22 protein-coding genes are annotated in these 23,469 nt (G+C 60.0%); 8 read left to right on the top strand and 14 right to left on the bottom strand.

Translation table 11 applies throughout. The features are described from left to right. The 3 genes from MPJ51_RS05660 to MPJ51_RS05670 all read left to right on the top strand — a co-directional run. Positions 1-842 (top strand): hypothetical protein (locus MPJ51_RS05660; protein WP_298383027.1); only part of this gene is annotated, 842 nt, incomplete at its 5' end. Then, positions 832-2,313: an oligosaccharide flippase family protein gene (locus MPJ51_RS05665; protein ID WP_298383030.1), complete on the top strand. Its 1,482-nt coding sequence runs from the start codon at positions 832-834 to the stop codon at positions 2,311-2,313. The genes MPJ51_RS05660 and MPJ51_RS05665, both read left to right, overlap by 11 nt. 126 nt (positions 2,314-2,439) lie before the next feature. Further along, on the top strand, positions 2,440-3,951 hold the full coding sequence (locus MPJ51_RS05670; RefSeq protein ID WP_298383033.1) for a PepSY-associated TM helix domain-containing protein: 1,512 nt from the start codon (positions 2,440-2,442) through the stop codon (positions 3,949-3,951). A gap of 9 nt (positions 3,952-3,960) precedes the next feature. Here MPJ51_RS05670 and MPJ51_RS05675 read toward each other — a convergent pair whose 3' ends face one another. The 11 genes from MPJ51_RS05675 to MPJ51_RS05725 are packed head-to-tail and all read right to left on the bottom strand — an operon-like array spanning position 3,961 to position 16,062. Continuing rightward, entirely contained in the window at positions 3,961-4,671 is a 711-nt protein-coding gene (locus tag MPJ51_RS05675) for a methyltransferase domain-containing protein (RefSeq protein ID WP_298383035.1), read from the bottom strand. Between the two features lie 25 nt (positions 4,672-4,696). Continuing rightward, entirely contained in the window at positions 4,697-6,223 is a 1,527-nt protein-coding gene (locus MPJ51_RS05680) for a polysaccharide pyruvyl transferase family protein (protein WP_298383037.1), read from the bottom strand. After that, positions 6,220-6,975, bottom strand: coding sequence for a methyltransferase domain-containing protein (locus MPJ51_RS05685; RefSeq protein ID WP_298383038.1), 756 nt, complete (start codon positions 6,973-6,975; stop codon positions 6,220-6,222). The genes MPJ51_RS05680 and MPJ51_RS05685 overlap by 4 nt, the downstream gene beginning before the upstream one ends. Beyond that, positions 6,972-7,730, bottom strand: a complete 759-nt coding sequence (locus MPJ51_RS05690; protein WP_298383040.1) for a polysaccharide deacetylase family protein — start codon at positions 7,728-7,730, stop codon at positions 6,972-6,974. The genes MPJ51_RS05685 and MPJ51_RS05690 overlap by 4 nt, the downstream gene beginning before the upstream one ends. A 4-nt stretch (positions 7,731-7,734) precedes the next feature. Further along, positions 7,735-9,177 carry an FAD-dependent oxidoreductase gene (locus MPJ51_RS05695; RefSeq protein ID WP_298383042.1) on the bottom strand — a complete coding sequence of 481 codons (1,443 nt, stop codon included), beginning with the start codon at positions 9,175-9,177 and terminating at the stop codon, positions 7,735-7,737. Then, complete coding sequence (locus MPJ51_RS05700; RefSeq protein WP_298383044.1) at positions 9,167-10,141, bottom strand: lysylphosphatidylglycerol synthase transmembrane domain-containing protein; 975 nt, start codon at positions 10,139-10,141, stop codon at positions 9,167-9,169. The genes MPJ51_RS05695 and MPJ51_RS05700 overlap by 11 nt, the downstream gene beginning before the upstream one ends. A 1-nt stretch (position 10,142) precedes the next feature. Beyond that, positions 10,143-11,099, bottom strand: coding sequence for a glycosyltransferase family 2 protein (locus tag MPJ51_RS05705; RefSeq protein WP_298383046.1), 957 nt, complete (start codon positions 11,097-11,099; stop codon positions 10,143-10,145). Further along, entirely contained in the window at positions 11,083-12,024 is a 942-nt protein-coding gene (locus tag MPJ51_RS05710; RefSeq protein ID WP_298383048.1) for an NAD-dependent epimerase/dehydratase family protein, read from the bottom strand. Before MPJ51_RS05710 ends, MPJ51_RS05705 begins: the two co-directional genes overlap by 17 nt. Before the next feature lie 36 nt (positions 12,025-12,060). After that, entirely contained in the window at positions 12,061-13,068 is a 1,008-nt protein-coding gene (locus tag MPJ51_RS05715; protein WP_298383049.1) for a glycosyltransferase, read from the bottom strand. Beyond that, on the bottom strand, positions 13,061-14,542 hold the full coding sequence (locus tag MPJ51_RS05720) for a hypothetical protein (protein WP_298383051.1): 1,482 nt from the start codon (positions 14,540-14,542) through the stop codon (positions 13,061-13,063). Before MPJ51_RS05720 ends, MPJ51_RS05715 begins: the two co-directional genes overlap by 8 nt. A gap of 47 nt (positions 14,543-14,589) precedes the next feature. Then, entirely contained in the window at positions 14,590-16,062 is a 1,473-nt protein-coding gene (locus MPJ51_RS05725) for an NAD(P)/FAD-dependent oxidoreductase (RefSeq protein WP_298383053.1), read from the bottom strand. 299 nt (positions 16,063-16,361) lie between these two features. Here MPJ51_RS05725 and MPJ51_RS05730 point away from each other — a divergent pair, with 299 nt between their 5' ends. The 5 genes from MPJ51_RS05730 to MPJ51_RS05750 all read left to right on the top strand — a co-directional run bounded on the left by MPJ51_RS05730 (position 16,362) and on the right by MPJ51_RS05750 (position 21,436). Then, positions 16,362-17,324: a UDP-glucuronic acid decarboxylase family protein gene (locus MPJ51_RS05730; protein WP_298383055.1), complete on the top strand. Its 963-nt coding sequence runs from the start codon at positions 16,362-16,364 to the stop codon at positions 17,322-17,324. A gap of 134 nt (positions 17,325-17,458) precedes the next feature. Continuing rightward, positions 17,459-18,880 (top strand): MBOAT family O-acyltransferase, encoded by a 1,422-nt coding sequence (locus MPJ51_RS05735; RefSeq protein ID WP_298383057.1) that lies wholly within the window; start codon positions 17,459-17,461, stop codon positions 18,878-18,880. Beyond that, complete coding sequence (locus tag MPJ51_RS05740) at positions 18,852-19,907, top strand: hypothetical protein (RefSeq protein ID WP_298383059.1); 1,056 nt, start codon at positions 18,852-18,854, stop codon at positions 19,905-19,907. Before MPJ51_RS05735 ends, MPJ51_RS05740 begins: the two co-directional genes overlap by 29 nt. A gap of 172 nt (positions 19,908-20,079) precedes the next feature. After that, positions 20,080-20,880 (top strand): sulfotransferase family 2 domain-containing protein, encoded by an 801-nt coding sequence (locus MPJ51_RS05745; protein WP_298383061.1) that lies wholly within the window; start codon positions 20,080-20,082, stop codon positions 20,878-20,880. A gap of 358 nt (positions 20,881-21,238) precedes the next feature. Beyond that, complete coding sequence (locus MPJ51_RS05750; RefSeq protein WP_298383063.1) at positions 21,239-21,436, top strand: hypothetical protein; 198 nt, start codon at positions 21,239-21,241, stop codon at positions 21,434-21,436. 96 nt (positions 21,437-21,532) lie between these two features. Here MPJ51_RS05750 and MPJ51_RS05755 read toward each other — a convergent pair whose 3' ends face one another. The 3 genes from MPJ51_RS05755 to MPJ51_RS05765 all read right to left on the bottom strand — a co-directional run. Beyond that, positions 21,533-22,261, bottom strand: a complete 729-nt coding sequence (locus MPJ51_RS05755; RefSeq protein ID WP_298383066.1) for a cyclic nucleotide-binding domain-containing protein — start codon at positions 22,259-22,261, stop codon at positions 21,533-21,535. Positions 22,262-22,353: 92 nt separating this feature from the next. Then, positions 22,354-23,163, bottom strand: a complete 810-nt coding sequence (locus MPJ51_RS05760; RefSeq protein WP_298383072.1) for an SDR family oxidoreductase — start codon at positions 23,161-23,163, stop codon at positions 22,354-22,356. Between the two features lie 24 nt (positions 23,164-23,187). Further along, positions 23,188-23,469, bottom strand: a 282-nt coding sequence (locus MPJ51_RS05765; RefSeq protein ID WP_298383074.1) for an aldehyde dehydrogenase family protein, incomplete at its 5' end; no start/stop codon positions are given.

The following is a 23,469-nucleotide window of genomic DNA, read 5'->3' on the forward strand; positions in this document are numbered from 1 at the left end:
TTATGCCTCTGGTCGGGGCGGCGTTGGGGCTGGGGCTGACGGCGCTGATCTATCTGCCGATGTATGACGCGATGATCACCACCTTCACCGCCGTGCAATCCGGCCCCGAGGACGCCGTGCGCGCGCAATCCATTGCCCAGTGGAAAAATCCGCTGTGGACGCTGGCCGAGGTCATACGCGGGCTGGGTCCCATCCTTGGCCCGGCGCTGCCTGTGGCACTTTTTGTGATCGGCGTGGGGATGGCGCGCCTTTACCGGAGCGCGCCGGTTTTGCCGTTGGTCCTGATCCTGCATGTGGCGCTGACGGTTGCCTTGCTGGTGGCGCTGTCCTTCCGGGTCTGGCCCCGGTATTTTCTGGGCGATCTGGGCCTGATCTGCCTGTTCCTTATCTACGGGGCCACCGGAATAGGGCAGTGGTTGGGGCATCGTCTCGGGTGGAATGGCCAGCGTCTGGGGCAGGGCTTTGCCGTGCTGGGAATTCTGTCGACGCTTGTGCTGTTGCCGCAAAACTATCGCTATCCAAAACAGGATTTCACCGGCGCGCGGGATTTTGTCGAAAGCAACCGCAGCGCCGATGCCCGTGTGATCGCTCTGGGCCTGACCATCCCGCCTTATCGCGAATATTACGCCCCCGATTGGGACGGCGCGGACACTCTGGCCGAGTTTGAAGCCTTGTATGATCCGGCCCGGGAAACCTGGATCGTCTACACGTTTCCGGCGGTCACCCGGCGTCGTCACGCGGATATTCTGGACAGTATCCAAGGGCAATTCTCCGAGGCCGATTACTTCCACGGCTCACTTTCGGGTGGCGGCATCGTCGTGTTGAAATCCAATGCCCCGTAACGCACGCGAGTCGCTGTCCAACGGGCGCACGGGCCGGTTCTTTTCCAAATCCGGCCCCAAGCTTTTGCGCGATCTTCTGTCTCTGGCCGGAGGGCAGGCGGTCAGCATGTTGGTCGGGTTCATTACGTTCGCCTATCTGGCCCGCCAAATGGCCCCGGAAGATTACGGGATGATCGAGCTTGCGATCTCGGTCGCGGCCTTTGCGGCGATTGTCATCGAATGCGGCGCGGGTACGATCGGGGTCAGGGCGCTGGCCATGCAGCCGGACCGGGCGCAGACCATCGCCAGTCAGGTGCCAGTTGCGCGGTTCATCATGGCGCTGTTCGTGCTGCCCGCCGCGTTTCTGCTGTCGCATTTCGCCAATCTGACACCGGCGGGGCAGGCGCTGCTGTGGGTCTATATCGCCAGCCTGATCTTTGCGCCGTTAAAGCAGGAATGGCTGTTGCAGGGGCTCGAATACATGAGCCTCGCCGCGCTGGCCCGTCCGATCCGGTCGCTGGGTTTTGCGGCAGGGGTGTTTCTGCTGGTGCATCCCGGCACGCCGCTGGTGACCGTGGGATGGATCGAATGTGCTACGCTGGCGCTGGTCTCGGCCTACTATGTCGCGACGCAATACGCCCTGCGGTTGCCGCTCCGGGCCGGCTGGCCGATCCGCGACGCGCTGCGGTTCCTGCGCGAAGGGGCGGCGGTGGGGCTGTCGAATATGCTCTGGGCCTTTATGCTGTATGCGCCGATGATGATGCTGGCGGTTCTTGCGGACCCGGTGCAATCGGCCTGGCTGGGCGCGGCGCAGCGGCTGGTGATCTCGCTGCTGGTGCTCAGCTTCATCTATCACTTCAACCTCTACCCGGCGATTACGCGCAGCCTGCACCGGGACCTGACCGCGTGGGACCGGGTCATGCGCGCCTCGGTCCATGTCATCGGATGGGGCGGCATTCTGGTGGCGCTGACGCTGACGCTGTTCGCTCACCAGATCATGAGTTTCGTGTTTGGCGACGCCTTTGCCACGGCCGCCCCGGCGCTGATCTGTCTGGCCTGGGCCTTCCCGCTGCGGCTGCTCAGCGGCCATGCCCGCTGGTCGCTGATCGCAAAGAATGAACAGAACCACCTGCTGCGGGCTGAGATCGTCGGGGCCGCCGCCATGATCACCATCGGCATCCTTACCATTCCCCATCTTGGTGCGGTTGGTGCGGCGCTGAGTTTTGTGGGCGCCATCCTGACCAGCGCCGTCCTGACCCAGATTGCCGTGAACCGCAAAGTTGGTCCGTTGGATATCCTGTCGCCCTGTCTGGTGCCTGCCGGGGCCGCGTTGGCGGCATTGGCGATATGGGTGCTCTGGGGGATGCAGCCATGGGGCGCTGTCGCCGGGTTGGGCCTGTATCTTGCTGCTGCCCTTGTCCGCCGAGGCCCCCTGATCGCCGATTTTGTACGGGTGGCTTATGCCAAACCACATGATGACGTGTCGGATTGAGCGGCTGGATAGTTAAATCTCGCTAAAATTTGCGAATTAGTGGCTTTCGCATGGCCCGACGGCATGGATTCCCACTTGGATATCCATATACTTCGGTCGTTCCGAGCGATTTTGCCAGGTTGTTTGATGTCATCCAGAAAGCCCATTCGCAATTTTCTGTTTTGGTTGCATACGTGGTGCGGGCTGAACATCGTTCTGTATCTGGGTGCTCTGATCCTGTCCGGCACCCTGCTGTCTTTGGCACCCGAGATTGAGGCCCTGTTCGATAGCGACCGCCGCGGTAGCCTGACCCGCGGCCCGCTGCCAGTGGGCGCCATCTATGACAATATCCTGACCGAATGGCCCGAGGCGCGGGTCGAGCGGATTGAACGTGGAAAATCCACCCTGGTGGCAGATCACACCACGATGGTGACACCGTGGGGTGAGAAGCTGCTGGTCTGGACAAACCCTCAGACCGGAGAGATCACGGGCCTGACTGGCCTGATCGGGTTCAAATATGTCCTGCGCATCTTCCACGACAGCTTGCTGACGCAGCATTTTGTCGGCAACTTTCTGGTGACGATAACGGCCCCCATCATGGCGATGATGATGGTGACCGGGCTGATCAGTTACCGGCGATTTTGGCGTGGGTTTTTCCGCTGGCCGTCGCGCGATCTGAACGCGCGGGCCTATTGGGGCGCGATGCACCGATTGGCGGCGCTGTGGTCGCTGCCTTTCATGGTGATTGTGGTTCTGACCAGCCTGTATTTCTTTCTCGGGACACTCGGGGCGACGTCCTATTCCTATCCCAAACCCGACGCGCCCGCTGCCCGGATCAAACCGCTGCCCGACGGGTTCACCGGGGGCGACCTGCAACAGGCGGTTGCGATTGCGTCATCCGAGGTTCCGGGGCTTGAACCAGAGATGGTTATTCTACCGATTTTCCCCGGTCAGGCGATCATCGTTCAGGGTCAGGCCGAGGCATGGTTCGTGCGCGGACGGGCGAACAAGGTCACGCTGGACCCATTGGACATGTCCGTGATCGGCGCATTTCAGGCGCAGGAGTTAAGCGGCGTGACCCGCATCCGCGAAGCCGCCGACAGTCTGCATTTCGGCATCTGGGGCGGCACGTTCACCCGCGTTCTGTGGTTCCTGTTCGGAGCCCTGCTGACCGGTCTGTGCCTGTTCGGCGCCATGGTCTATGCCCGCCGCATGACCCGCCCGACCGAGGGCCACTCAGCCAGTGCCTTGCGCGTGGTCTGGCAGGGGATGTTTCCGCTGAAATGGCTGCTGCCCTTGGCGCTGATCATGGGGCTTGGGGCCGGGACCTATAAATACATGTCGCAGACGGATCGTTGGTCTCGGGTTCCGGCGGTTCACACGACCCTGCAGGCCGAGGGCTCGGTCCTGCTGTTTGCACGTGGTAAAATGCGTGCGGGTGAATCATTGCCGCTGCGCGTGCGGTTGCAGAACCCCGCAATCGCCGACGTTCAGGTGACGCTGTCCGGTCAGGACCCCGTCACATTGCCGCTGGTCACTGATGGCGACTGGCAACAGGCTGATTTCGACCTGACCGCCAGTGTGGGCGACAATCCGGTTACCATCATCCTGCCGGACGGCACGGAGCTGACCTGGCAACTGGGCCAGCCCATCTTTTGAGTCACCCGCCTATTTGATCGCCAAAAAGCCTTCGAAGCAGATGTATTTCTGAATGCTCATGATGTCCTGGAACCCGGCGCGGCCCAGCAAATCCAGATTGCCCTGGGTCGAAAACGGTTCCATCACACCTTTCAACGAGCGTGACTTTTCGATGATCTCTTCCGGCGAGAACCCGTTCTTGAGTTTGAAATCGCTGTACAGCTGCGTGACAATGTCCTGAAACCGCGCATCCGGGCCGCGTACCTTTTCGAACATGATGAACGCGCCGCCCCAGTTCAGGCTTTGGTAAATCTTGTCGAACACCGCCTGACGGTCACGCGGGGCGATGAATTGCATGGTGTAATAGCTGACGATCAGATCGGCCTTTTCCAGCTCCATCAACCGGATGTCTTCGTTGAGGATTTCGATCTGCGGAACGTCGGCGCAATGTTTGCGCGCGGCCTCGATCATTGCGTCCTCGACATCCAGACCGATCCAGCGCAGGTCGGGTTTGTGGGTGTTGTGCATCGCCAGCTTGCGCAGCAGCTCTCCGGTCGAGGTGCCGATTTCATAGGCGACCCCTTCCTTTTTCACGAAGTAATCCGACAGCTGACAGACCAGATCATGGCCGCTTTCATACAGAGGAACCGAAACCTTGATATGATCGACGAACGTATCGGGCACGTCGTTGCCAAAGGTCCAGTCTGCATTGCCCGCAGAGATATTCTGTCCGACACTCATAACATTTCTCCTTCAAATGGCACTCTCAGGCGCTTCGGTTAATATCCTTTAATCCGACATCTTGCTGTTTGGTCAGAAGAACCCGGCCCAGCCCTTCCTCAAGCCAGTCGGCGCGGACCTCATCCATGCGCCGCACACGCGCGCTTTGGCTGAGATCGGCAAACAGTTGTTCCACCTTGCCGCCCTGTCCCGGATAGTAGTCTATCCCAAAAGTGGGGATTTTCTGAGACAGGCTGAAAATACAGCCGTGGAACCGCATCGCGATGGCCGCGTTCAGGCGGCGCAGCAGGTACAGAACCCCGTCCACATCCGGGTCCGACTGCATCACCCGCAGGTCGCAATGTTCGGCGGTCAGGGTGTGCAGCCGATAGGCGGCCTCCAGATCCGAGGCGCCCAGCTGGATGGGGTTCATCGGGAAAAACACAAAGGTGATGGGCTTGGGGCTGGATTGCGCCAGCGCGATCATCGCCTTGCTGCATTCCTTGAAACAACGATCCTCGGCCTGTCGCGAAAAATCTTCGCCCTGCGTGGCCCAATCATGGCGGATGGGGCGTATGTTGACCCCGATCAGGACGCGGCCCTCGGTGCCTGCCAGCAGATTGTCCACGTTTGCCTTTTCGGCTTCGGTCAGCATGCCCAGTTCGGCCGGTCGGCTATCGAGGTAATCGAAGGCCGGATCATGGCCGATATTGACGTTGATGCCATCCAGTTCCGGGGCCTTCGCCGCCTTGCTGGTGCGCACGGTGAACACTGCAGCATGCAGGGCGATCCGGCGTGCGATCCAGCGCGACAGCTTGCGTTTGAACGGGCCGACACCGACATTGCGCACCACGAACGGCTTACCCCGGACCGAGGCCAGCCGCGCCGCCTTCAGATGCATCACCAACATGCGCGGCAGGTCCATCAGCGGCCCGCCAGCAAACACCAGCCCATCCGCCAGATCAATCTGGTCGCGGATGTATCGATGTCCGTATGGCACGATCGTCAGTTCGACCGGAGTGTCCAGCGCCGCCGCCAGTCGCTTGGTGTGTTCGGGGCGTTTGCTCATGATGGTGGCGCGCGTGGTGCCATAGTCGCGGTGCAAGCCCAGAAGGACACCACCCAGAATGGCCGCGTCTCCGACATGTTCACCACCATAGGCCCCGATCAGCACGACCGAGGGCAGAGTGGTGGGTTCGGGTGTCGGGCCGGGTCCAAAGCCAAAGAACGTCATCGTCCCGTGCCGCAGAAAGGCCAACCCGTCCCGCAGGACCGAAGATGGGTTCTTCTCGCCGGGCGGTGAGGATTTCAGGAAGAAATGGCGGAAATCACTGACGAATTCCTCTTCGCGCGCATCCAGCCCTTCGGAGGGCAGCAGTTCGGGTTTCAACCCGTGGTCTTCCAGCAGCCGCCAGATGCCTTCGATGTAAAACACCGTGTCCGGCGTAACAGGAAGTTTCACCACCTGCCCGGATGCAGGGTTTTGCAGGATATCGCCCAACACGGTCGCATCGCCGCCCAGATAGTCATGGGCGCCGCGCATCTGTTCGGGCGTCAGGGTGAGATCGGTCATGCGCCCTCTTTCTGTAGTCTTGCGGTGACGATCACCTCGAAATCTTCGTCGCGGTGGTCCAGTTGAGCGGGCAGCAACTCCTCGGCGGCCAGACCTTGCAGAAAGGCGCAGGCGCTCATGACGTTGCCGTAGCTGTGAATGGTGATCCCGTCCGGGGCCCAGAACTCGTGGGCCATTGCGTTCAGGGATTGGGTGGTGAAGTGCCAGTATTCACCCCAATCGTCACGCCCCAGCCGCCGCCCGATCTTGGCAATCCCGGCCGAGGTCACCAGCGCCACGCCCCCGGGTTTGAGGATACGGTGCAAGGTTTCGAACGCCGCGCGGGGTTCATAGATCATCTGGATGGTCTGGGTGAAAATGATGCAGTCAAAGCTGTTGTCGGGAATATGTGGCGCATCGGTCAGATCGCCAACAATCGTGGCCTGCGGGTTGCCTTCGACATAATGCAGCACGTCCGGTTGCGTCACGCCGTGGCCGAATTTTTCGATATAGGCCGGATCGCCCAGCTCCAGGCAGCGCCCGGTGATATCGGTGCGGTTTTCGCGCAGGAACGCCTCGATATAATAGCGGTCGATGGCTTGCCCCCGGTCAAAACCGAAGATGTTCGAGACCGGGCTCAGCCGGTCGAAATCGCCGAAATCGACCGATCCGGCGCGAGGCCATTGCAGCCGGTGTTTCTGTCGCTGCAAGGTGATCCAGCGGCGGGTACTTTCCGGCAGAATTTTGCGGGCCATGGTTTGCACAAAGGTCATTGGACGCGCTCCCATGGTTTCGAGGTCAGATCGCGCGCGGCGCGCAAGCCCTGACGCAGCCGCAGATAGGGGCGGCCTTTGCCGCGCAAATGGTCGCGGAACCGTTCGGGGTTTTGGTAATAGAACATCTCGATCCGCGGCAGATCGTGCAGGTCCGAGGCCCTGTCGGCCTGCCCCAGACGCGTCCCGACCGAGGTCGCATAGTGCCGCGCGATCACCGCGCGGACACGGGCGCTGGCGCGGCCATAGGGCGGGGCGAAATGGCGGATCGGCTGGCCAAGCTCGGTTTCGATCCTGTCGCGGGATTGGGTGAGCTCTGCGGTCAATTCCGCTTCGGCCATGGCGTCCAGATCAGGATGGCTGACCGTGTGGCTGCCAAATTGCACGCCTTGGGCCGCAAGGTCGCGGATCGTGCGCCATCCCATCAGTGGACGGGCGGGGGCGTTGGCCCCGCGCCAGCTTTCGGCCCGGCCAATACAGCCCGAGGGCAGATAGACCATGGCGGGAATTCCAAGATCGGACAGGATCGGCCATGCGGTTTCGGCAAAATCCTGAAATCCGTCGTCAAAGGTGACGATGCAGGATCGGACCGGCAGGTTCGCCCCGCTGGCCAGATCGTCCAGCGTGATCAGCCCGACACCCGACGCCGCCAGCACCCGCATCTGCGCGGCAAAGTCACCCGGCGCGATGGACGTAGGTCCCCCGGCCTCCGAGATCGAGTGATACATCAGGATATCCACAACGGGTCCGGTCAAGCGCCTAGTCCTCCACCACATGATGCGAGAACTTTTCGCGATAGCGCGCCCATTTCTGCCGGTCGAACGTGCCATCAGGCGACAGGCAATCGGCAAGGCCAAAGGACATGGCAAAGGCGTGGTGCGTGTTGTCATGGGCGAAGAGCCCCTGCCGCCCGTAATTCACCAGCCCATCCAGCGATTCCAGCCAGTTGTCGACGGTTTCGAACCGGTCGGCATAGTCGATGTCATAGACCGGATAGGCATGTGATAAACGTCGGGTGATGACTGATTTGACCGGCACGTTCACCGGTAGATCGACACCACCCAGCCAGGAACAGAAGGCTTGGCCCAACTCTTCGTCGGACATGTCCCACCATTCTTCCCCCGGATCGCAAGGCAGTTCGGCGCACAGCACCGTCAGCCCTTCGGGGGCGGTGACGTTGTTGTAGTTCTTGGTTTCCGACATGCGGCTGATCGGAATGGACACTTCCGGAAAGTAATGCGCGTCGTATTCGGTGAACTGACCGGTTTCCAGCACCATGTAGATCAGGATCATGCCGCGATAGCGGATGGCACGGGCGGCCTCGATCACCTCAGCCGGGGGCGGAGGGTCCATCGCGCCCAGCAGCGCGGTCAGGGGGATGGTTGACAGAATCTGGCTGCCGTCATGTCGGGTCTCGTGGCCCGTTTTGTCCTTGGTGATCACGGCGGTGACGGTATTTCCGTCCCGCTCGATCCGTTCAATTCCCGTCTCTAGCTGGATATCGGTCCCGTTTTGGCGCGCGCTTTCCTCCATGGTCTGGCAAATCTGACCGAAGCCCTTGCGCGGATAGAAAAACCGCCCCGTGGTTTCACTGCGCAGGCCGGGCAGCATCCGGGCCATCTTCATCAGGATTTTGCTCACCGATGAGCCCGAGACGCGGCGCTCGGCCAGTTTCACGGCCAGATGATCCGGGTCCAGCCCCCACAGTTTGCGGACATAGGGGAAGTAGAAATTCTTTGAAATCGTCGGCCCCAGCCCTTTCAGCAGCACGCTGGAAAAGGTCGCCGGACCATCAGGCGCGCGGCGCAGCGGGCCGGTGACCATGTCGCGGATCAGCGAAAGCGCAAAGGGCACGGGCAGCGATTTCAGCGCATTGCCCAGTTTCAGTGGAAAGTGAATCCAGCGCCCGCCCAGCCGGATACGGCCATGGCGTGGGCGCAACAGCAGGTCATCGCCCAGCAGCGCCTTGACCTCGGCCATCACTTCGGGCTCTGCCGCAGGGTGAAAACGGTGAGAGCCGTAGTCGGTGGTAATCCCCTCAACCTGAAAAGAGCCCGCATTGCCGCCCAACCGAGAGGCGCGGTCGATCAGCGTAACCCGCGCATCGGTGTCACGCGCCAGCAGATGCGCGGTCATCAGGCCAGCCGGTCCGCCGCCCAGAATTGTATAGCTTGTTTTGCCCTTGGCCTTGTCACTCACCACGCACAACATCCTTCTTTCCGGCAAAGGGCAAACCCTTGCCGGTCATAACCAATACCAAAGCCCCGAAACCACCCGCCGCGAACAAAACCGCCTGCCACATCAGCCCGGCGGCAACCACCGCTGGCGCATGGGCGCCGAAGGGCAGCAGGAAGCCTGCCAATGTCGCCTCGCGCAGGCCGAGGCCGTTGAGCGAGACCGGCAGCACCGCCACCAGCTTGGCCAGCGGCCAGGCAAAGAGCCATGGTCCAAACGCCACCCCCGCACCTGCGGCAACGGCTAGCCACCACGCGATGGAGACCAGAACCAGTTGCACTGCGGTCGAGGCCAGAAAGACGCTGACCAAAAGCGCGGGCCGCCCAGCCAGCAGGCGGAAACTGCTGCTCAGGCGGTCGGCAAACCCACGACCGGGCAGCGAAGGGATCAGGGTCCACAGCTTCGGCAACAGATGGGGCAGGGCCAGAAACCCGGCCACGGCCAGTGCCAGCAAGGCCAGCGATTGCAGGATGACGGAAAATTCCGTGCCCGCATCGCGGGTCAGAATGATGCCAATGACCGACAGGGTCAGCAGCGCCAGCATGTCGATCACCCGATCCACCAGCGCCACCGCAACCACGCGGGGGCCGTCCTGCAGGCTGGATTGCGCCAGACCGGCGCGCACCGCGTCGCCTCCGATCGCGCCGGGCAGGCACAGGTTGGCGGCAAGCCCGGCGAAATGGGCGCGGATGGCGGCAACCACCGGCATGTCGTGGCCCAACAGCAGCCGCCATTTCAGCGCCGCCCCGACATGGGCCAGCAGGAATATCGCAAAGACCGAGACGAAGACCGCAGGCGGCGTAGACCGGAACCCGGCGATCACCGCATCCCAGGGCAGCAGCCAGAACAGCAGGATCAGCAACAGGGCCGACCCCGTTGCCCGGATCATCCATTTGCGACTGATGCGCGAGGTATGCTGCGGCTGCGCCATCTCAGGGCCTCAGATGCAGCCTTGAGATCATGTCAGCGATCAACCCAAGCGACCAGATCATGATGGCCGCAAGGAACGCAAACACCGCCGTTTCCGACAGATTGCCGATATAGATGTCATAGATCAGCTTCACCAATCCCAGCACCATGAACGCCAGCCCCAGCGGAATGAACACGCGTAGCGGGTTGAACAGGGTCGAGATGCGCAGGATCAGGATGATGAAGTTGATGAAATCAATCGGTCGGATCTTGGACTTGCCCACCCGTTTTCCGTATTCGATGGGCGTATAGACCATCCGCTTGCCATTCGAGGTCATGCACAGCGTGATCGTCGTTGTGAACGAGAAATTCTGCGGCAGCAGCGGCAGGAACGGGACCAGCTCTGACCGCCGGAACACCCGCAGGCCCGAGTTCAGGTCGTTGATCTTGCGCTCGGCCAGAAAGGACGCAAAGGCGAACAGGAACTTCTTTGCAGGTCGTCGCAGCAGCGGCACGTTCTTCATCGCCGCCCCCCGGTCGCCCACCACCATGTCCTGATGGCGGCACATCTCCAGCATCTCGGGCAGGTAGCGCGCGGGATAGGTTCCGTCGGCGTCCAGGATGGCCACGTATTCATATTGCGACCGGCGGACACCTCGTTTCAGCGAGGCCCCATAGCCCGAGTTAACCTGATTGCACTCGACAATCGCGCCGCTGGCCTCGGCCTCGGCGCGGGTGTTGTCCTGTGACCCGTCATCGACGACGATGATCTCATAGTCGATGCCCAGCGGGGCGAGATGTTCGCGCACGTCCTCGACCGTGGCCCGCACCGCGTTTTCCTCGTTATAGGCAGGGATCACGACGCTCAGGGACATCGGCGGCTGCGCCGGGTCCACCGGGGCGCTGGTGTCGTTTTGTGCAACGGTTTCGTTCATGTCCTGTTTCAGCTCCTGCGGTGCGGTGTCATTCGGCAACCGCATGGTCGTGCAGCCTGAACCAGTCGATCAACTGGGCCAGACCTGTTTCAAATTTAGTGTCCGCGCGGAAATCCAACACCCGCGCGGCTTTCTGAGGGCATCCGCAGGACGAGTGAATCTCACCCGGTCGTGCGGGGGCGTAATCCCGGTTCAGCGGCGTTCCGGTGATGCGCCCGATGCTGTCGGCCAGATCGTTGACCGACACGGCGTGGCCCGAGCAGATGTTGAACACATCGCAGGCCCCGGCTTGTGCATGGGTCATGCCCTGCATCAACGCCTGCACCACATCGCCGACATAGACAAAATCCCGGGTCTGGGTGCCGTCGCCATAGATCACCACACTGTCGCCCTGCAGCCAACGGTCCAGAAAGATGGTGATGACCCCGGTATAGGCCGAGGCCCGCGACTGGCCCGGCCCGTAGACGTTAAAGAACCGCAGACCCACGGAACTGAGTCCCATCGCCTCGGCCATAGCCTGCGCATGATATTCGCCCGACAGCTTGTCGGCCCCATAGCCCGAGATCGGGCGGGGTTGCGTTGCCTCGCTGATCGGCAGGTCCGAGGCCGCGCCGTAGATGGCGGCCGAGCTGGCATAGACCACGGGCACCTGCGCCCGCGCAGCGGCGGCAAAGACGCTTAGTGTGCCACCCAGATTGACCCGGGCCGAGCCGATCCAGTCGCTGACATAGGCCTGAACCGATGACACCGCCGCCAGATGGAACACGCCGTCCATCTTTCCCATCAGCCGTTGCAGCAGATCGGGGCAGTTGATGTCATCCTCATGAAACTCTACCCCCTGCGCCAGATTGGCCCGACTGCCGGTCGACAGGTTGTCGAGGATATGTACCGCGTGGCCCTGATCCAGCAGGGCCCGCGTCAGGTGCATGCCGATGAACCCGGCACCACCGGTGATCAGAAAGCGTGCCATTACCGCCCCCTGTCACAATAGGTGTTGCTGGGAAACTCAGGGCACATGCAGACGGTTCCTTCGGCCAAGGATATGAAATTCGAACAGGCACCAAACGAAGGCGCAGGCCGAGTATAGGTAGTAAAACTGGTGATAAAGCAGCGCCTTGATGGCAAAGATCGGGCCGCCCGCGTCCCACATGAACCGGAACAGCGCGGCGTTGACGGCAAAAATCAGCGCCAGCAGGATCAGCGGCAGCGGCCACAGCGAAGGCTGAACAATCATCGCCAGCAGGGTCAGCAGCAATAGCCCGGCCAGCCCGGCGCGGAACCGTTCCATCCATCCGGTGTTCAGATCGTCGCTTAACCCCTCGCGGTTGATGATCAGGCGCGACCAGGGCAGGGCGCGGCAGAAGATATCGGTGTGGACCGAGTTGCGCACCGACCAGATTTTCAGGTGTTTGCCCTGCAATCTGGGATCGACCACGATGTCGCCCCCTGCGGCGTGGATGCGGTAGCCAAGCTCGATATCCTCGATCGAGGGGATGCGATAGGTATCAACGTCGAAGCCACCAACGCGGCTGAACATATCGGCCCGGATCGCACCGCAACCGGCCCACCATGTGCGCGCCTGCCGCCGGGCGCTTTGGTGATAGAAGCGGTGCATCAGGTTCTTGTAGCGCGAAAACCAGGGGCCTTCGGGGCTGTCGTCATAGGACCCAAATGCCGCGGCCACATCGCCCGCGCCAAAGATATCCTGCAGCCACCGGGCGCCGTCATCCTTGGCGATCACGTCCGAATCGACGAACCACAGCACCTCACCGCTGGCCTTGGTCGCCGCGAAGTTGCGCGCGGCACCCGGGCCGCCGTTCTGGTCCATCACATAGACCTCGGCCCCCATGTCGCGGGCCATATCCGCCGTTCCGTCGGGTGAGGCGTCGTCAACCACGATCACCTCGACCACTTCACCCCGGTCGCGCATGGCCAGCAGCGGTGGCAGCACCCGGGGCAGCAGGTGCATGGCCCGGAAGGCGGGCATGATGACACTGATCTTCACATCATTCATTACGTTCGCCCCCTACAGGCTCTGCCCGCGCAAAGCCCCACAAGATGACCGCCAGCAGCGGCAGCAGCCAGATGACCCGCGCACCGTATCGCGCTGCCGGTTGAGACAGGGCCCCGCACACGAAGGCGTTGACCAAGATGCCCAGCAACACCATCACGGTCAGTGCCCGCATCCGCGCCGACAGGGCGGACGGTTTGACCAGCAGCACGAGGATAGCAATCAGCGACAGCGTATAAAGCGCGGCCTGCACGGCGTAGACGGCAGAATACCACCCCTGATCGCGTCTGAGCCGCCCGTCTGTGAACAGGCCCGAGGGCACCTCGGGGTTTTCCAGAACGCTGCGGCGGGCGCCGTCGTTGGGAATGGTCTGGTGGATGCTGAACAGGGTGGCCTGATGCAGCGTGTTGTTCAGGAAAGCTCCGACAACGTGCAGGGGCCGGTCTATCAGCACATCCAGAAAGAACTGATACTGCGCGTCGCCGATGGATTTCTGCGTCAGCTCATCCAGATGGCGCAGTGAGCCCAGTTCCGGCGTTTCCTCAAAGATGATATGCGTGGCGGTCAGCCGCATCGGGTCTTCCGAGTTCTGCAACGCCTCATAAAGCGTGCAGGTCGCCTGATCGGCGTCCGGGCAGTTGTCCTGCAGATAGGCATATCCCGGCCCGTCCTGTATCAGGCGTGCGGTGATATAAGGGTTGTACAGAACCTCGGAACCGGTGCGTTCCGTCACCTGCATGCGGAACAGCACACGTTCGGCCATGCCGCCCGCGATCAGCAATCCGACCAGCACAGGGGCCACCCAGAAACTGGGGCGTTGCACCAGACCGGCGATCAGCGCGGCCAGCGGCAGGCTGAGCATTGCCATGGCCAGATGCGATGGGTGCGACAGCACGGCAGCAAAGCCCAGGATCAGGGCCAGCGCGATCTCCCACACTTGCATCCGGTTGGCGTAGCCTGCGAACAAAGCGACGATCAGGATCAGGATCGGGGCCAGAATATCCGGCATGACATAGGCCAGATAAAAGGGCAGTGCGCCGAAACATGCTACAAACAAAGCCGCGCCCGTCAGCGTGACCGGAGCGACCATGACCCGGTCCACCCGCTGCGCCACCCGCAACAGCAGCCAGACCGTCAGGAACACGACCAGCACGTCCAGCAGCAGGATCAGGTCCAGCCGGGCATAGCTGGCCAGCACCGCCAGCACGAGCCCGTAGAACAGGGATCGCGAGCCGTTCACCGTGTCTCCGGTATCTGACGGGATCGAGGCTGCTGTGCCGCCGCCCTGTGCCTCAACCGGCGGAGGGGGCAGCAGGTTCAGGCTGTCCAGTGCCGTCAGGCCCTGTGACATGTAACCCGCGGTGTCGAAATAGAACAGCAACCCGCCATTCAGCGCATAGACGGACAAGCCCATAGCCAATGCTGCTAACAGCCAGAGTCCGCCATGCCGGATCGGTCCTGATGTCTTAGTACTCATATCGTTTTTCCCGGTGTTTGGACACTGGGCAATTGTCCCGTTAAACGTCAGGCAGCGTTGGCTTTCTCGCCCCGCTCATAAGGTTTGGTCTGAAATTCCTCGTGGTAGGAGCGTTCGACATTGACGTTCCACACGTCATAATCCGCCCCCAACATGTTGCGCGCCGCATACATGGACGACAACATCGAATGGTCCTGATTGTTATAGCGATGCAGGCCGTTGCGCCCGGCGGTTTCAAAGTTTTCCAGCTGCTGCAGCCAGATGCGCAGAACCTCCAGCGCCTCCATATATTCGGCGTCATAGACCGGATAGGCCTTGGGCTGGCGAATGATCGCCCCGTCGATGACGGATGAGGCCGGGGCCAGGCCCACGCGCTCCAACTCTTTTGCGGCCATGGCGATCAGGTCCTTGTCGTCCATGCGCCACATCTCTTCGTCGTCGTTGAGGAAGTATTCCATCCCGATCGACGCCTTGGTCTTGTCGGCCATCATGTCCTGCGACCAGGCGCGGAAATTCTGGATGCGTCCGACGCGGACCTCGGGTTCGTGGACATAGATCCAGTTGTCCGGGAAGGGGTCGGCGTGATCCAGCACAAGGGTGACGATCATGAAATCGCGATATTTCAGCCGATCTGCCGCCGCGACCACCTCGGCCGGGGGCGGCGGGTCCATGGCGTGGATCAGATCGCGCAACGCCATCGAGTTGAAGAAGGTGTCGCCTTCCTGAATGTAGCTGCGGGTTTCCTTGGTCTCGGGGTCAAAGGCTTCGACCTCGACCCCGGTGACGCGCATCCCGTCGCGGATCACCCGCTTGACGTAGGATTGCATGCGCACCTCGCCGCCATCCTTTTCGACGCGCTGGGCCATCAGTTCCCACATCTGGCCGGGGCCAAGGCGAGGATACTGGAACTCTTCAATCAGGCTGGACGAATCATTCGCGCCCGAGATTGCGTTCCAGATCACCTTGGTCAGCGACAGGTCCTTGATACGCTGCGCCGCCCAGTCGGCACGGATTTCCGAGCAGGGCACGCCCCAGACCTTTTCCGTGTAGGAACGGAAAAAGTGATCGAACAGGCGTTTGCCGAACCGGTTGGTCACCCACTGATCAAACGTGTCTTCCTGTTTGGTGGGAAACAGCCGTGATTTGGCAAAGCTCATCATCACGCTGGCGGATTCGTAAATCCCCAGATTATAAAGCGCATTGGAGATTTTCAGCGGATAGTCAAAGAACTTGCCCTGATAGAAAATCCGGCTTTGACGCGGCACGGTGATGAATTCCTTGTCACAAATCTCGTGCCAGATGTCTTCGACCTCTTTGATCTTTGTAAAGAATCTGTGCCCGCCAATGTCGAAACGAAAGCCATTATAGCTTTCTGTTCGGGCGATTCCGCCAACCAGGGCGGCGCCTTCTAGGACAATGGGTTTGCAGTCAGATGAAATGCGCTGCAGTTCAAAAGCATTCGTTAAGCCGGCTGGCCCGCCACCGATTATCACGGCGGTTTGCTTGTCGGAAACGGTCATAATTTTTATACCCTGATCACTTTTACCAACGTTCAAAACTCACCCGGAAAAACACGTGCCGGGCATGGGGTCCTAGACTCCTTAATGAAAAATCGCCTAGTTTTCTCTCAATAGCACCTCTTTTCGTTGAATTCGCCCTAAACATGGCCTGAGCGGAAACAATTTATGACTGTATGCTGTTTTGTCTCAGTTGTTGTACATATTCGATGTTGCGCACAGAAATCGCTCGCCATGCTCAGGCAAAGATGATTTTTGTATAGGGCGTCTTGTATAAAGTAATGAATGAAGTTTTACACACTGTGTCTCAGAATTTTCAGGAAAAGCTATCGCCAAAGCGCGTTTTGATCACCGGAGGAGCCGGATTTCTGGGGTCACATCTGTGCCGCAGGATACTGGATGGCGGCGATGAGGTGATCTGTGTCGACAATTTCTCGACCGGGCGCAGGCGCCATATCACCCCCTTGATGGACAATCCGCGTTTTGAACTGGTGCGTCACGACGTGTCCTTTCCGCTGTATCTTGAGGTGGACGAGATTTTCAACATGGCCTGCCCGGCCAGCCCGATTCACTATCAGAACGACCCGGTTCAGACGATCAAGACAACCGTGAACGGGGCGATGAACATTCTGGGGCTGGCCAAGCGAACCAATTCCAAGGTGCTGCAGGCCTCGACCTCCGAGATTTACGGCGACCCGCTGGTGCATCCCCAGCCCGAGGAGTATCGGGGCAACGTCAACCCGATCGGGTTGCGCGGCTGCTATGACGAAGGCAAACGCTGTGCCGAGACGCTGTTTTTCGACTATCACCGCCAACATCAGGTGCGCATCAAGATCGCCCGTATCTTCAATACCTACGGGCCGCATATGCATCCCGATGACGGCAGGGTGGTGTCGAACTTCATCGTTCAGGCCCTGAAAGGCGAAGAGATCACGATCTATGGCGATGGCGGCCAGACCCGGTGTTTCTGTTTTGTGACCGATCTGGTCGATGGGTTGTGCCGTCTGATGGACACGGGCGATGACGTCACCGGACCGATCAATCTGGGCAATCCGGTCGAAATTTCGATGACCCAACTGGCCGAAACCATTCTGGAGCTGACCGGGTCGCGGTCAAAGCTGACCTATCTCTCGCTACCGCCCGACGACCCGACCCAGCGACGCCCTGTCATCGCCCGCGCCAATGAGGTGCTGGGATGGCAGCCCAAGGTCGATCTGGAAAACGGGCTGAAAGAGACAATCGCCTATTTTGATTCCTTGTTGTGATCTGACCTGTATTTAGTCCATCTTGGCCCGTGACATTTCACACGAGGCCCCGGTATTGCAGGCAGCAATGTTCTTCAGACGAGTAATTGCCGTGATTGTGCACCCAAATCTTTTGCGCAAAGGCGCGCATTGACATGGTGTTCAACAGCTATCTGTTTGCCGGTTTCGCGGTTGTCCTGTTTGCCGTCTACTTCCTGAATTTCGGCTGGCGCACGAAAAAGCTGTTTCTTTTGTTGATGAGCTACGTGTTCTACGCCGCCTGGAATGCGCCCTATTTGCTGCTGATTCTTTTGTCGACGGTTGTGGATTTCGTCAGTGGTTATCGAATCGCCAAGGCGATCTCGGTCCGGCAGAAACGCTTTTGGCTGATCATCAGCCTGATCGGCAATCTGGGCGTGCTGAGCTATTTCAAATACGGGGATTTCCTGTTGCAGGGATTTGTCGGCCTGGTCAGTCTGGTCGGCATTACCTATGAACCGGCGCCCTGGACAATCCTATTGCCGGTCGGGATTTCTTTTTACACCTTCCAGACGCTCAGCTACACGATCGACATCTATCGCGGGCGCACACGGCCCACGCGGTCGTTTCTGGATTTCGCGCTGTTCGTCACCTTCTTTCCGCAGCTTGTTGCCGGTCCGATCGTGCGTGCCCGGTTCTTTCTGCCGCAACTGATCAAACCCCCGGTTGTCACGGTCGAGAGGTTCGGCTGGGGCATGACCCTTGTCCTGGTCGGGCTGTTCGAGAAGGTGGCAATTGCCGACGGGTTGATGGCCCCGGTGGTGGACCGGGTTTTTGCCGTCCCCGGGACCTTGCCCAGCCAGACGGTGATTTTGGCCGCACTGGCCTTTGGCGTGCAGATATTCTGTGATTTTGCCGGATATTCCCTGATTGCCATTGGCATCGCCATGATGATGGGATTCAGCCTGCCCGAGAATTTTCGCGCTCCGTTTTCCGCCATTGGCATGCAGGATTTCTGGCAGCGCTGGCACATCTCGATGTCCAGCTGGTTCCGGGATTACCTCTATGCCCCGTTGCGCGGGAAAAACGCCAGCTTTGCCTATAAACTGGCCGCGCAGCTGTTCACGATGACCATCATCGGATTGTGGCACGGGGCAGGGGTGACCTTTGTCCTGTGGGGCTTTCTGAACGGCCTTGTGATCGTGATCGAGATTCTGCTGCAAAACACCATCGGTGGTTGGCGCATCTGGAAAACGCGTCTGGCGACGATGGTGTTTTCCCTGACCACGCTGGTGATTGCCATGTTGCTGGTGATCGTGTTCCGGTCGCAAAATTTCCAGCAAGTCAGGGATATGTTTGCAAGTTTCGTGGTGCCGCCGCAGACGGATTTGTATCTTTCGCTGACCGACAAAATCCTTGTTCTGGTCTGTTCCGTGACCCTGTTTTCCATCCATCGGGCCATGCGCGGGCGGCGTTTCGAGGATATGGTGCGGGCGCTACCCGTCTGGTGCCGCGTTGCGATGGGCGGGGGTATGGTCGCCATGATCGGACTGATGGGGGGGAACGGGCATGACAGTTTCATCTATTTTCAGTTCTAAACGCTGGACGCCCGTCCGCACCGTGGTTCTTTCGGTGCTGTTGGGTCTCGGCATCATTCTCGCGCTGGAGGTGTGGATACGCGCGTTGGGCGCGGTGCCCAGTTTCGACAACTCCATCCCCCGCTGGGCACTGGTGCGGTCCGAGCTTGAGGCCGACGGGTCCGAACAGGCCGTGGCGCTGCTGGGGGCCTCGCGGGTGCAGGCGGGGCTGTCCCATGATGCGCTGCGCGAGGCTTTGCCGGGCGCGCAGATTCACAACCTGTCCTTTGCCGGGCGCGCACCCTACCTGACCCTCGAAGATCTGGCGGATAACAGCGATTTTCGCGGCCTTGTCATTCTGTCCTTCCTGCCCATCTGGCTTTTGCCGGATCAGGGGCGGGACGCTCAGATCGAGCTGGTGCAGTATTACCGGAACTATTGGAACAGCGCCCGCGCATTGGAAACGCGCATGGGCAACTTCATCAACCGCTACATGGCGCTGCGAAGCGGCAATTACGGCTTTGGGCGGCTGCTCCGAAATCTGGGGCGCTTTGGAAAACCGGTCGATCAACCGCCCAACGCCCGGATTGGTGAGGACCGGCAGCAATACCTGACACTCCGCGAATCCGAGATCACGCGTCGGCGCGCTCAGGAATGGGCCGTAAACATGGTGCAAATCGCCGGGGGTGTGCTTGAAGATGTCGACTGGAAGCATGCATATGCCGAACTTGCCGAAAAAGTCGCAAAGATTCAGGAGCGTGGCGGGCAAGTCGTCTTCGTTCGCATGCCCTCCACCGGTCTGGTCAACGAGATCGAATCCGAACTCCTGCCGCGCGCCGACTACTGGGACCGAATGGTTGCCAGCGTCCCGGGTGCCCTTGGTTTGCATTTCGAAGACATCCCCGGGGTCGAGGCCATTGAGTTGCCCGATTACTCCCATCTGGACGTTGCAGGGCGGGATGAATTTACCGCGCTGATGGCGGCAGAGATCGCCAGAATGCTCAGGGAAAACGGCAGCACCCGCTTTGATTTCGCGGATCAGAATTAGGCGCTGTTCTTGAACAATAGCGGAATTGGCGCGCCTTCAGTTGCGAATTCATGACCAACCAGGCACGTCTGACATATCCTCGTGGACGGAAGGGATGCTATGATTTAACACCCGGATATTCCCGACGGGCTTGGGATAGTGTAAAACTTGTTTCAGTTGTTAAAGGTTGATCATGCCGTTTTTCAGAGCCGGACCTCAGCTCATCTATTACGCCCATGTGCCCAAATGCGGGGGGTCCACCGTCGCCGATTATGTCAGCACCCGGTTCGGCGGTCTCGCCTTTTCGGATTCGCGGTTCTACATGATCGACGAGAAAGAGCGTTGGTCCAAAACCTCTCCGCAACATATCAATCTGCCCGCGTTGGACCGGCTGTTCCCGGAACATTTCTTCGATCATTCCTTTGCCATCGTGCGCCACCCGGTGGCCCGCGTGGTCAGCGCCTTTCACTTCCAGATGGAGGTCGAGCACAAGATCGCGCCCGGAACCTCGTTTGGCGCATGGCTGGATACGCTGACCGATCTGCCGCCCTATTCTTATGACAACCACCTGCGCCCCATGGACGAAATCGTGCCGCCCGAGGCCGAGATCTTTTATCTGGAACACGGGCTGGACGCGCTGATCCCGTGGTTTGATCGTGTGACGGGTGAAAAGTCGGGGCCACGGCTGCTGGCGCATGTGAACAAGCGTGGCGACCATGGCAGGGTATCGTCGGCAAAGGTGCAGCCGACGCAGGCCGAAATCCGCCTGATCACCGAGCTGTTCCATATTGATTTCGACCGTTTCGGCTATGATCCCGGTCATCCCAAACCGCTGGCTGCGCCGCCAGTTCTGTCGCCCGAGGACATCGCCGACCGCGAACGCGCCCTGGCCGACGCGTCGCGCCCGGGCAATCGGTTGATGGACAATTGGCGCCAGACGCGCCGTAAAATCGGCAACCGGCTGCTGCGAGATGCCGAAAGCCGTGGAAAATAGGCAATTCCCTGCCGAAATCCTTCGTATTCAGAAAAGCATATTCAATATGCACCTGCAAAAGGGCAATGTTGCGCTAGTTTGAGAGCACGAGCTAAATAAAGAAACCAAGCAGGCCCAGAATGACCCATCATTCGGCAGATGATTTTCGCAGCACGTTTTTGCGACGTGTTTGGGCCTATGCAAATCCTTTGTTTCCCCTGCCTTCGGGCAGACCCCAAAATCCGCTTAAGCAATATTTAACACATCTTGGCCACAATTTAGCCAGAAACGAAGATGAACCTGTAGTGGATGGGTACGGTTACGGGGATGCACCAGCAGACCATACCCTCCGGCACGGCTTAGGACGGAGATGGATGTCATGTTGCTTGTGGTAATGGGCTTGGGGACAATTGTTGGCCTGATCACCTTTGTTGCAGCATTGATACTTGGACAAACGTTCCTGATGGCTCTCCTGCTCTATGTTGGTGTTGGAATGCTGGCATCCCTGTTGACCGGTCTGGCGGTCTATCTCAAATGTTCCTTTCAGGCGCAGGCGGACACGCAGCCCAGCTACTGACCTGAAGGCCCCTCGATCCTCCGATTCTTAAACGGTTGTATTCCTCAGATCTGCGTCGATCCGGGGTCGCGGCCCTCCTGTGTTCAGATCGGTGCGTCAGGCGACGGCGGAATTCATCTTTGCGTCTACGGTATGGCTGTTACTGCTTAACAGTTTCTGGCGCATATTGTCGAAATGTGCGGCTTTCAGCGCGTCGTCGATCTGACGGTTGCGGCGCAGCAACCGCCCCAGACGATCGCTGTCGAACACCAGACAGGTGGTTGTTTCCGCCGCCTTGACCGAAGCGGTGGCGGGCAGACCCCGGCCAAAGGTCAATTCCCCTAATATCTGATCCGCGCCACAGCGGTTGATGACCTGCCCGTTTTTCAGAACAGTTGTCTGACCATCCAGCACATAAGCCAGAAAATCCGAGGTTTTGCCCTCGGCAATCAGCGTCTCGCCGGGGCCAAAGACCTTGACCCGCGCGGTGTCCAGCAATTTGCGCGCATAATGAGGTTTCAAAACGCCCAGGTAATTCTGGATGAACTGTTTTTCAGGTCCCGACAGGCGCACCAGATGACGCGACAGGTATCCGCGCAGCAGTCCCAGGATCGAGATTGAGATATAGGCCAGTTGGATGATCGAACCCGCCAGATTGAAATCCTGCGTCATGCTGAACAGAACGCTGCTGGCCGCAAGGATGACCAACAGCGGGTACAGAACACCGGTGCCCCGAATGAAGCCAAGCTGCAGCAGGAAATAGCCGAGGATATATACCCCAGCCCCAAACACGCCGATCATCGTGGCGAGCGGGGTGATCAGATAAAACCCTTCGGTCAGGTTCAAAATACAGGCCCTCCTTGACGGATTTGCTTGGGCTGCACGCTGAACGGTGTCGAGGGTGGCTGTATATGAACAGCTTCACAATGGAGTGGCGCTCAGGTTTTGGCCTGCGCTCGCAGCATCTGGCCCATCATCTGACCGAACTTGCCCGATCCCCGCTGATACAGGGCGCCATCCACGGCCAGAACCGTGCCGCTGATATAGCTGGCCATGTCCGAGCTGAGGAACATGCACGCATTGGCAACGTCCTGCGGTTGACCCCAGCGGCCCAGCGGCACATCGCGGCGTAGATGTTCGGCAGCGTCCGGGGTCGGGGCCAGACGTTTCGCGCCCTCGGTGCCTTCGATAAAGCCGGGCACCACGGAATTCACGCGAATGCCTTCAACCCCCCATTCCATCGAGAGCGTCCGGGTGATCTGATCGACCCCCGCCTTGGCGGCACAGACATGCGATTGCCCCTCATAGGGCAGATAGGATTGCGGGGCCGAGATATTGATGATGCTGGCCCCGGGGCGTTTCAGGTAGGGGTACGCGCCCTTCATCACATGGATCGTACCCATCAGGTCGATATCGATCACCGACTTGAAGGCGTTGACCGACATCTCGGCGGCCAGCGCGGGGAAATTGCCCGCCGCGCCGGATACCAGCACGTCGAAATCGCCGAAGGCCGCGTGGAACTGTTTCAGCCCCTCGGCCACGGCATCAGGGTCGCGCACGTCAAACGCCGCGCCGATGGCGTCGGCTGCACCTGCGGCTTTGAGCGCCGCAACCGTATCATCGACCTTGTCCTGCGACCGGCTGGCGACCGCCAGTTTTGCGCCCGAGGCCGCAAAGGCCTCGGCAATGCCTCGGTTGATGCCGCTTGTGCCGCCAATGACGATGACGGTTTGTCCCGAAAAATCCATATGGGCCTCCCTTTGCAGGGAGCCCTACTCGCCGTAGGGCACCCAGATATTTTTCACTTCGGTCGCAGCCTGCAGGAAGCGGCGGGAATGGTCCATGCTCCAATCGGTTGCCGTCGCGTTATTGACCCAGGTCCGTTTCAGGTTCCCGGCCGAGACCGCCTCGATCTCTTTCGACAGATCGGTGGACGAGAACGACCAGACCGCATCCACATTCAGGTGCGAGGCCAGCGGTTTGGCGATTTCCGCATGGCTGCCGGTCAGGATGTTGACCACGCCAGCGGGCACGTCCGAGGTTTCAAGGATCTG

The organism is Ruegeria sp. (assembly GCF_028066395.1).
Classification (GTDB): domain Bacteria; phylum Pseudomonadota; class Alphaproteobacteria; order Rhodobacterales; family Rhodobacteraceae; genus Ruegeria.